This is a genomic window from Rhodococcus sp. AZ1, from assembly GCF_054979605.1.
Genome location: NZ_JBUEQF010000001.1, coordinates 532,508 through 542,757, shown reverse-complemented (window position 1 = coordinate 542,757; position 10,250 = coordinate 532,508). Strand labels below are relative to the sequence as shown.

At 65.7% G+C, this 10,250-nt stretch carries 10 protein-coding genes; 6 read left to right on the top strand and 4 right to left on the bottom strand.

Going from position 1 to position 10,250, the window contains the following annotated elements; genetic code table 11:
- Positions 1-1,174 precede the first annotated feature (1,174 nt).
- The 5 genes from urtA (at position 1,175) to urtE (ending at position 6,028) form a co-directional block, all read left to right on the top strand.
- Positions 1,175-2,386, top strand: a complete 1,212-nt coding sequence (gene urtA / locus ACY48E_RS02510) for an urea ABC transporter substrate-binding protein (RefSeq protein ID WP_462870506.1) — start codon at positions 1,175-1,177, stop codon at positions 2,384-2,386.
- Positions 2,387-2,546: 160 nt separating this feature from the next.
- Positions 2,547-3,431, top strand: a complete 885-nt coding sequence (urtB, locus tag ACY48E_RS02505; protein WP_462870478.1) for an urea ABC transporter permease subunit UrtB — start codon at positions 2,547-2,549, stop codon at positions 3,429-3,431.
- Positions 3,428-4,516, top strand: a complete 1,089-nt coding sequence (gene urtC / locus ACY48E_RS02500; protein WP_462870477.1) for an urea ABC transporter permease subunit UrtC — start codon at positions 3,428-3,430, stop codon at positions 4,514-4,516. The genes urtB and urtC overlap by 4 nt, the downstream gene beginning before the upstream one ends.
- Positions 4,513-5,343: an urea ABC transporter ATP-binding protein UrtD gene (urtD, locus tag ACY48E_RS02495; RefSeq protein ID WP_462870476.1), complete on the top strand. Its 831-nt coding sequence runs from the start codon at positions 4,513-4,515 to the stop codon at positions 5,341-5,343. Before urtC ends, urtD begins: the two co-directional genes overlap by 4 nt.
- The gene (gene urtE, locus ACY48E_RS02490; RefSeq protein ID WP_462870475.1) at positions 5,336-6,028 is read left to right on the top strand and encodes an urea ABC transporter ATP-binding subunit UrtE; all 693 of its coding nucleotides are present in this window, start codon (positions 5,336-5,338) and stop codon (positions 6,026-6,028) included. Before urtD ends, urtE begins: the two co-directional genes overlap by 8 nt.
- Before the next feature lie 4 nt (positions 6,029-6,032).
- Here the strand turns inward: urtE and murA are convergent, their stop codons facing one another.
- Positions 6,033-7,286, bottom strand: coding sequence for a UDP-N-acetylglucosamine 1-carboxyvinyltransferase (gene murA / locus ACY48E_RS02485; RefSeq protein WP_462870474.1), 1,254 nt, complete (start codon positions 7,284-7,286; stop codon positions 6,033-6,035).
- A gap of 54 nt (positions 7,287-7,340) precedes the next feature.
- Here murA and ACY48E_RS02480 point away from each other — a divergent pair, with 54 nt between their 5' ends.
- Positions 7,341-7,916, top strand: coding sequence for a cob(I)yrinic acid a,c-diamide adenosyltransferase (locus ACY48E_RS02480; RefSeq protein ID WP_462870473.1), 576 nt, complete (start codon positions 7,341-7,343; stop codon positions 7,914-7,916).
- A gap of 26 nt (positions 7,917-7,942) precedes the next feature.
- Here ACY48E_RS02480 and ACY48E_RS02475 read toward each other — a convergent pair whose 3' ends face one another.
- From ACY48E_RS02475 to atpD, 3 genes are read right to left on the bottom strand one after another with little or no spacing between them, the layout of a single operon-like run.
- Positions 7,943-8,380, bottom strand: coding sequence for a DUF2550 domain-containing protein (locus ACY48E_RS02475; RefSeq protein WP_462870472.1), 438 nt, complete (start codon positions 8,378-8,380; stop codon positions 7,943-7,945).
- 42 nt (positions 8,381-8,422) lie between these two features.
- Entirely contained in the window at positions 8,423-8,791 is a 369-nt protein-coding gene (locus tag ACY48E_RS02470) for a F0F1 ATP synthase subunit epsilon (RefSeq protein ID WP_462870471.1), read from the bottom strand.
- Between the two features lie 6 nt (positions 8,792-8,797).
- Positions 8,798-10,249, bottom strand: a complete 1,452-nt coding sequence (gene atpD, locus ACY48E_RS02465; RefSeq protein WP_462870470.1) for a F0F1 ATP synthase subunit beta — start codon at positions 10,247-10,249, stop codon at positions 8,798-8,800.
- Between the last annotated feature and the right edge of the window lies 1 nt (position 10,250).

The window sequence follows — 10,250 nt, the reverse complement described above, 5'->3', positions numbered from 1 at the left end:
TCACGCCAGCACAAAAAATGTACTGACAAAAACCAGCCCCCCACACACACAGCACGGAGGACCAGCAAACCAAAAACAAATTGGCACTGACATTCATCGACACACTGTTGAGTTCTCAAAGAACACGCACACACCACCACGCACCACACACAGCAGCACGATCCGGGGCAACCGTTCCAACCTAGACTCCCGAGCGCACCGAAGTCAAGCAGCGATGCGATGGAGGTGGACTGTGCGGCAAACCCATTGGGTCTGCCCTTTTCTGTCCGATCGGCCAGGCGACTCCGTACTACCTCGTGTCCCTACCCCTGCGGCGTGGCCGCGGGGAGCGGGTTGGTGTCCGTGTCGCTCTGACCCGGAGAAAGTTACGCGACGGGTTCGGCGGGGTCAAATCGCCGTGTCGTCGGCCGGCTGCAGTTCAACACTGCACCTCAGGGGATGTTTCTGCCAACCTTCACCTCGGTTGCGGGCGACCAGGAGGACATGTGAGGCCAGTCACATGTTCCCGGTCCACCTGCTCGATCGGCTCCCACCCGTCGATGTGGCCGGCACGGCCGTCATCGTGCGCGACGCCGACCACTCGGCCGCCGCACGCCATCTCAGGCCTGCGCGTCGTTTTCAGGCCCCCGTGTTCTCACGACGCTCCGAGCTCTCACATAGTTCGGTGTTCTCCGGCCTACCCTTACTCTCGCATCCTCCGTGCGGTCGCGAGGTCCGAGTGATGCGCCGCGGACCGCATGAGCGCGACGACCCGGCGCCGGCCCACGGGCCGTGCAGTGTCCGGCCCCGGCCGGCCGCAGCGTCGACGGGCTCCCGAATCACGTACTTGCTTCACCGCAAGAATTAGATTTTCGAGCCGTGAGTTTGTGATCGGCTTATTTTTCTTTGCGGACGACAATAACGGTTTCGACTTTGTTTACGTCCCAGACACATCGGATACCAAAGAGTCACGTCGAGGCATTGTTTGGAAATAGATCTGCCCTAGCGTTCATCGCGAATGCGCTGCGGTATCCACGTACGTCACGTTCTGCAGCGCTGTCGAATCCCGACCACACTGCGTCCGCGCTTTGTCCGGTTCATCGATATCGAAAGGCGTTCTTCCATGCTCGAAACAAAACCAGATTCTCGGCTGCGTCGTCACTCGCGGGGACGTCTGGCGGCTCCCGCCGTCGTGATGGCCGTCGCCCTGACCCTCAGCGCCTGCGGCAGCAAGGCGAGCGACTCGGCGTCCGGCAGCGGGTCGTCGGCAGCGTCGTGCCTGGACACCTCCGGCAGCACCATCAAGGTCGGTTCACTGAACTCGCTCTCGGGCACCATGGCCATCAGTGAAGTGACCGTGCGTGATTCGATCGCCCTCGCCGTCGATCAGATCAATGCCGCGGGTGGCGTGATGGGCAAGCAGATCGACATAGTCGCCGAGGACGGCAAGTCCGAACCGACGGTGTTCGCCGAGAAGGCCGAGAAATTGATCAGCAGCGACTGCGTGGCGGCGGTGTTCGGCGGGTGGACCTCCTCGTCGCGCAAGGCCATGCTCCCGATCTTCGAGGACAAGAACGCCCTGCTCTACTACCCCGTCCAATACGAGGGCCTCGAGTCGTCGAAGAACATCTTCTACACCGGTGCCACGACGAACCAGCAGATCGTCCCGGCACTGGACTACCTGAAGGAGAAGGGGGTCAAATCCCTGTACCTCGTGGGCAGCGACTACGTCTTCCCGCAGACGGCCAACCGCATCATCAAGGCGTATGCCTCGGCCAACGGGATGGAGATCAAGGGCGAGGACTACACCCCGCTCGGATCGACGGACTTCTCGACGATCGTCAACAAGGTGCGATACGCCGACGCCGACGCGGTGTTCAACACCCTCAACGGTGACTCGAACGTCGCATTCTTCCGCGAGTACACCAACGCCGGACTCAAGGCCGCGGACATGCCGGTGGTCTCGGTCTCGATTGCCGAGGAGGAGGTCGCCGGCATCGGCGCACAGAACATCGCGGGCCAGCTCACCGCGTGGAACTACTACCAGACAGTGGACTCCCCGGAGAACGCCGCGTTCGTGGCCGCGTACAAAGCCAAGTACGGAGCCAACAAGCCCACGTCCGATCCGATGGAGGCGGCCTACACCTCGGTGTACCTGTGGAAGAACACGGTGGAGAAAGCCAAGTCCTTCGCTGTCGGAGACATCCAGGCGGCCGCGGGGGGTGTCAGCTTCGCTGCTCCCGAGGGCACCGTGGTGATCGATCCCGCGAACAACCACATCTCGAAGACGGCCCGGATCGGAGAGATCCGTCCCGACGGATTGATCTACACCGTGTGGAACTCCCCCGGACCCATCGCGCCGGATCCGTTCCTCAAGTCCTACCCCTGGGCCGCAGGCCTGAGTTGACGGCCCGCAGGCCTGAGTTGACGGCCCGCAGGCCTGAGTTGACGGCCCGCAGGCCTGAGTTGACGGGCTGAGTAAGTCACCAGATCACAGACATGTGAGCGGAAATCCATGGGCCGGCTCCGGCCGTGGATTTCCGCTCACATGCTCCGAAGGAGCTTTCATGGATGTCGCGGTAGGGCAGTTGTTCACAGGTCTGAGCATCGGGTCCATTCTTCTGCTCGCAGCGTTGGGCCTGGCCCTGACGTTCGGCCAAATGGGCGTGATAAACATGGCCCACGGTGAATTCATCATGGCGGGCTCGTACACGGCCTACGTGGTGCAACAGGTCCTCTCCACCGGTGGCGCGTCGCTGTTCGTCTCGTTGATCGTGGGGTTCGTCGTCGGCGGTCTCATGGGTGTGCTTCTCGAGGTCTCGCTCATCCGCAGGATGTACCACCGGCCGTTGGACACGTTGCTGGTCACCTTCGGGGTCGGCCTGGTGCTGCAGCAACTCGCGCGTGACATCTTCGGCGCTCCCGCCGTCAACGTCGTCTCCCCGTCCTGGCTGTCCGGTGGGGTCGACATTCTCGGCGCCGTCGTGCCCAAGACGCGCATCTTCATCCTCGTCCTGGCCATCGTGTGCGTGCTCGCCCTGTCCTTCGCCCTCAAGACCACCCCGATGGGCCGGAGAATTCGCGCCGTCGTGCAGAACCGGGACCTGGCCGAGACGTCCGGGATCTCGAGCCGCACCACCGACATCTCGACCTTCTTCATCGGATCCGGTCTGGCGGGGGTTGCCGGTGTGGCCCTGACGCTCATCGGCTCGACCTCCTCGACCGTCGGCCAGAGCTATCTGATCGACGCGTTCCTGGTGGTGGTTGTCGGTGGTCTGGGTCAGATCAAGGGCGCCGTGATCGCCGCGTTCACCCTCGGCATCGTCAACTCGTTCATCGAGTACAACACCACGGCCTCCATAGCCAAGGTGATCGTGTTCGTCCTCATCGTGATCTTTCTGCAGGTTCGACCGCAGGGCCTTTTCACGGTCAAGACAAGGAGCCTGGTGTGAGTACGTTCGTTGCCAAGCGCGGCGCCTGGCTGGGGTTCGCCGTCGCCGCGGTCGTTCTGTTCGCGGTTGCCCCGGCAGTCCTGAGCGACTTTCGCCTGAACCTTCTCGGCAAGTTCATCTGCTATGCCATCGTCGCCGTCGGCATCGGATTGGCCTGGGGCCGAGGTGGAATGCTCACACTCGGTCAGGGCGTGTTCTTCGGCCTCGGCGCGTACATCATGGCCATGCATCTGAAGATCGCCGATGCCGAGATTCGCGGCGACGCCGTGCCGGACTTCATGACGATCGCCGGCATTCGCGAACTCCCCGCCTACTGGGTGCCCTTCTCCTCCCCGGCGGTGGCCATCCTGGGAATCCTGCTGATTCCGGGGCTGGTGGCTCTGATCCTCGGCCTCGGGGTGTTCAAGCGACGGGTCAAGGGGGCGTACTTCGCCATCCTGTCCCAGGCGCTCGCCGCCGCCTTCGCCATCCTGCTGGTCGGCCAACAGACCACGGGAGGGTCGAACGGTCTCAACAGGTTCCGCACCTTCTTCGGGTTCAACCTCAACGATCCGGCCAACAAGCAGATGCTGTTCTTCATCGCCGCCGGTGTGCTGCTCGCGGTGGTGGCCGTGACTCGCCAACTGATGTACTCGCGCTACGGAGAACTGCTCGTCGCGGTGCGCGACCAGGAAGAACGCGTCCGCTTCCTCGGCTACGACCCCGCGAACGTCAAGATCGTCGCCTACGTCACCGCTGCGTTCTTCGCAGGTATCGCCGGCGCCCTGTTCGTTCCCATCGTCGGGATCGTCTCCCCCAACGATGTCGGGATCGTGCCGTCCATCGCATTCCTCGTCGGCGTGGCCATCGGCGGACGCACCACCCTGCTCGGCCCGGTGCTGGGCGCACTCGGTGTCGCCTGGGCGCAAACCAGCCTGTCCGAGCAGTTCCCGTCCGGCTGGACGTACGCGCAGGGCCTTCTGTTCATCATCGTGGTCGGCTTCTTCCCGTCCGGCATCGCCGGTCTTCTCGCACTGCGCAGGCGGACCAGACCCGACGACGGGACGCGCACGACGACCACCCCGGAGAAGGAGCTGTCCCGATGACCGATTCGCAGACCGCCACCCCGAAGCTCGGTGGCAACGCCGGGATGTCGAGCGAATACCTCGAGGTACGAGGGCTGACGGTCAGCTTCGACGGATTCAAGGCCAACACAGACGTGGACCTGACCCTGATGCAGGGCGACCTTCGGTTCCTGATCGGACCGAACGGGGCAGGCAAGACCACGTTGATCGACGCCATCACCGGTCTGGTTCCAGCCACGGGATCGGTGACGAAGTCGGGAGTGGAGTTGCTCGGCAAGAAGGTCCATCGGATAGCGCGACTCGGTGTCGGTCGCACCTTCCAGACCGCCAGCATCTTCGAGAACCTCACCGTGCTCCAGAATCTCGACATCGCGGCCGGGGCAGGACGGTCGTGGACCACGATGCTGCGTCGTCGTTCGGGCGTGCCCGAACGGATCGACGAGGCCCTCGAGACGATCGGGTTGACCACCGAGCGCGACAAGCCCGCGGGGATCCTGGCGCACGGCCAGAAACAGTGGCTCGAGATCGGGATGCTGCTGGTCCAGAACGCCGACGTGCTGCTCCTCGACGAGCCGGTGGCAGGGATGAGTCACGCCGAGCGCGAGCAGACGGGCACCCTGCTGCGGCGTATCGGCGCCGAGCGCACCGTGGTGGTGGTCGAGCACGACATGGACTTCATGCGGTCGTTCGCCACGTCGGTGACGGTGCTCGCGGGCGGGCGGGTTCTCGCGGAAGGGTCGGTGGAGCAGGTGCAGGCAGATCCGAAGGTCCAGGAGGTCTACCTGGGAACCGCAGCGGCCGGCGATGGCCTCGAACAGGCTGCCGACAAGGGAGTCGAACATGCTTGAACTGGTCGATGTACGAACCGGCTACGGCAGGAGCCAGGTGATCCACGGTGCGTCGCTGACCGTCCCCGCGGACGGCGTGGCAGCGGTCATGGGTCACAACGGCGCGGGCAAGACGACTCTGCTGCGCGCAGCCGTGGGTCTGCTCCCCACGACGTCCGGGTCGGTGCTGTTGAACGGCGAGGACATCACCTCGCTGCGGCCGAGTGCGCGCGTGGCCCGGGGGCTGGCCTACGTCCCGCAGGGGCAACAGTCGTTCGGTCAGCTCACCACGGCCGAGAACCTGCAGGTGGTGGCCGACGGGCGCAAACGGGGGAAAGCGCTCGTGGACGAAGCCCTCGACCTCTTCCCCGCCCTGAAGGATCTGCTCTCGCGACGGGCCGGGCTGCTCTCAGGAGGTCAGCGCCAGCAGCTGGCGATCGCCCGCGCCCTGATCACCGAACCGACGATGTTGATTCTCGACGAACCCACCGAGGGCATCCAGCCGTCCGTGGTCGCCGAGATCGAGCGCACGATCCTCGACCTCACCCGGCGCGGGGACCTGGGGGTTCTGCTGGTCGAGCAGCACATCGGATTCGCACTCGAATCGGCCGAGAGGTACTACGTCCTCGAAGCCGGCCGAATCACGTCGAGCGGAACCGGCGGACGTGACTCCGAGGCCGACGTGCGGGCGGCGATGGCCATCTGAGGCGTCACTCGACGCGCGCGATCTCCCCGCCCAACGACTGCAGGTTCTCCACGAACCGCGGGTAGCCGCGGTCGATGTGGTAGACGTCGTGCACCTCGGTGACCCCGTCCGCGCACAGACCGGCCAGTACCAGACCTGCACCGGCTCGGATGTCCGACGACCACACGGGCGCGCTCGAGAGCCTCGGCACCCCGCGGACCACCGCGTGGTGGCCGTCCGTGCGGGCGTCCGCTCCGAGACGGATCATCTCCTCCACGAAGCGAAACCGCGCCTCGAACACGTTCTCGGTGATCATCGACGTCCCGTTGGCGATCGATGCGAGCCCGATCGCCATGGGCTGAAGGTCGGTGGGGAAACCGGGGAACGGCAAGGTCGCGTAGTTGACCGCCGTGGGGCGCCCCTGCTGGCTGACCCGGAACCCGTCGGCGTACACCTCCACCTCGGAGCCGGCGGCGCGCAACTTGTCCAGCACCAGCGACAGATGTTTGGGATTGACACCGCGCACCGCCACGTCGCCGCTGGTCATGGTCGCAGCGATACCCCAGGTGGCAGCGACGATGCGATCGCCGATCACCCGGTGGCTCACGGGCTCGAGGTGCTTGACGCCGACAATGGTCAGTGTCGAACTGCCGGCGCCGGAAACCCTGGCGCCCATCTTGTTCAGCATCGCGCAGAGGTCGACGATGTCGGGTTCGCGCGCCGCGTTGTCGATCACCGTCTCCCCTTCGGCGAGCACCGCGGCCATGAGAATGTTCTCGGTCGCACCGACGGACGGGAAGTCGAGTCGAATCATCGCCCCGTGCAGCTTCTCCGCCGTCGCCACCACGCAGCCGTGTTCGATCTCGCTGTGTGCACCGAGCAGCCGCAGACCGCTCTGATGCATGTCGAGGGGCCTCGACCCGATGGCGTCACCACCGGGTAGGGCCACGACAGCCTTGCGGCAGCGGGCCACGAGCGGACCGAGCACACACACCGACGCCCGAAACTGGCGCACGGCAGCGAAGTCCGCGTGAAAGTCGGGGGTGGCCGGGGTGTCGATGGTGGCGACCGATCCATCGAGGGTGACCGTGCATCCGAGGCCGCGCAGCACGTCCGCCATCAGGGGAACGTCGAGAATGTCCGGGCAGTTGGTGATGGTGGTGGTGCCCTCGGACAGCAGCGCCGCCGCCATCAACTTCAGCACGCTGTTCTTCGCGCCGGTCACGGACACCTCGCCGGAAAGCCGGCCACCCCCGGTGACCAGGAAACGCGAATTCACCGGCCCAGACTAGCGGGCGGGGCCGGGGCCCACACGCGGCGGTAGTGTGAGCGCGTGGCAGTGAACTTGACCCGGATCTACACCCGGACCGGCGACGACGGCACCACCGGCCTCAGCGACTTCTCCCGGGTGAGCAAGACCGACGAGCGCCTGCACGCCTACGCCGATTGCGACGAGGCCAACGCTGCCATCGGAGTGGTCCTCGTGCTGGGCAATCCAGCCGACGACGTCGCGGCGGTCCTACGCCGTGTGCAGAACGACCTGTTCGACGTCGGGGCGGACCTGTCCACCCCCGTCGTCGCGGACCCGAAGTACCCACCGCTGCGCATCACCGAGGAGTACGTGGTGCGGCTCGAGAACTGGTGCGACGAGTTCAACGATCGCCTCGCGCCGCTGACCTCGTTCATCCTGCCCGGCGGCACCCCCGCAGGTGCCCTCCTCCACACCGCGCGCACGATCACCCGCCGCGCCGAGCGGTGGGCCTGGGCGGCGGTGCACGCACATCCCGAGACCACGAGCGTGCTTCCCGCCAAGTACCTCAACCGACTCTCGGATCTACTGTTCGTACTCGGCCGCGTCGCCAACCCCGACGGCGACGTGCTGTGGAAGCCCGGCGGCGAGCGCGACTGAGTTCCCACCCCGGCCCGCCTCCCGCCCTATCGGTCGGGGCGCCCGCGCCGGTAGCGCCCGGACGGACGCGACTCCACCCACGACATGAACGCCGTGAACGTGCCGTCGTCGACGGCGATCTCGTAGGCGACGCCATCGGCGTGCAGGGCTAGGATCCGGGTGTCCGCGGCCATGATGTCCAGCTCCAGCTCGGTGGGGCCGCGACGCGATGCGATGGAGATCTTCTGCCTGCTCATCTCGATATCCGGGCCGGGCCGCAGGCTGGTCAGCTTGAAGATCACCAACTTCTCCTCGCCGTAGCGCATCACCGAGTGGCGCCAGGCTCGCGCATCGGCGGCGGGCAGGATGCGCACCGTCACCGCGGTCGCGGCGCTACGCAGGACTGACAGCCGGTACGCAAGAGCCGCGGCGAGTAGGGCGCCCACCACGACCACCGTCACGATCGCGATCGTCACGATGGTCATGGTCGGGTCCTCGCCGCGGCTCTTGTCGACTACCGACCGGGCCTACGCGCGCTCGACCGCACGAATGCGTCCGCGAGCCAAGGTCAGATCCCGCGGGTCTGCCGACTCGTCGGCGAGTACCGCGCGAGCGGCCTCCACGTCGATGTCCTCGGCGAACTCGGCCGACTCGGCCAGAACGGTCACGGACGTTCCGGTCACGGCGAGGAATCCGCCGTTGACCGCAACCACCCGACGGTCACCGTCGGTGGTGGTGATGGTGACCGTCCCCGCCGGGACCAACTGACCGAGGATGGGCTCGTGACCTGCGAGGATACCGATCTCCCCCTCGGTGGTCTGAGCACTCACCGCCGTCGCGCGCCCGGACCACAGGCGCTCCTCGACTGCGACCAGTTGTACCTCCATGTCAGCCATGCGGAGCTACTTCCCGGCGATCTTCGCCGCTGCGGCTTCGACATCGTCGAGTCCGCCGCAGCTGTTGAACGCCTGCTCGGGCAGGTGGTCGTACTCACCCTTGGTGACCTTGTCGAACGCCTCGATGGTGTCCGAGAGCGAGACCACCGATCCGGGCTCACCGGTGAACTTCTCCGCAACGATGAAGTTCTGCCCGAGGAACTTCTCCAGACGACGGGCACGAGAGACGGTGACCTTGTCCTCCTCGGAGAGCTCGTCCATGCCGAGGATGGCGATGATGTCCTGAAGTTCCTTGTACTTCTGCAGGATTCGCTTGACCTCGTTGGCCACGCGGAAGTGCTCGTTGCCGACGATCGACGCCTCCAGAATGCGGGAGGTCGACGTCAGCGGGTCCACCGCGGGGTAGATGCCCTTCTGCGAGATCGGACGCGAGAGCTCGGTGGTGGCGTCGAGGTGCGCGAACGTGGTTGCCGGGGCCGGGTCGGTGTAGTCGTCGGCGGGCACGTAGATGGCCTGCAGCGAGGTGATCGATCGGCCGCGGGTCGAGGTGATCCGCTCCTGCAGCTCACCCATCTCGTCGGCGAGGGTCGGCTGGTAACCCACGGCCGACGGCATGCGGCCGAGCAGCGTGGAGACCTCGGACCCGGCCTGGGTGAAGCGGAAGATGTTGTCGATGAACAGCAGCACGTCCTGGTTCTGCACATCGCGGAAGTACTCGGCCATGGTCAGGGCCGAGAGGGCGACGCGCATACGCGTGCCCGGCGGCTCGTCCATCTGACCGAACACCAACGCCGTGTCCTGCAGAACGCCCATCTCCTCCATCTCGAGGTGCAGGTCGGTGCCCTCACGAGTGCGCTCACCGACGCCCGCGAACACCGAGGTTCCGGAGAACTCACGCGCGATGCGGGTGATCATCTCCTGGATGAGCACGGTCTTGCCGACGCCGGCACCACCGAACAGGCCGATCTTGCCACCCTTGACGTAGGGGGTGAGGAGGTCGATGACCTTGATGCCGGTCTCGAGGATCTCGGTCTTTCCCTCGAGCTGGTCGAAGGCCGGGGGCTTGCGGTGGATGCCCCACTGCTCGCCGTCGCGGCCGAGGCCGGGGGTGTCGAGGCAGTCACCGAGCGCGTTGAACACATGGCCCTTGACCACGTCGCCGACGGGCACCGAGATCGGCTTGCCGGTGTCGGAGACCGGGGTGCCGCGCACCAGACCGTCGGTGGGCTGCATGGAGATGGTACGCACCAGGTTGTCACCGAGGTGCTGAGCGACCTCGAGTGTCAGCGTCTTGGCGACGGCGCTGAGTTCGATGTCGGCGTGCAGGGCGTTGAACAGCTCGGGGATCGAGCCGCGAGGGAACTCGATGTCGACCACGGGCCCGATGACGCGCACGACGCGTCCGTTCTCGGACGACGCGGCGGTCGAACCCGTGTCGGCGGTTACTGCTGCGGTCATG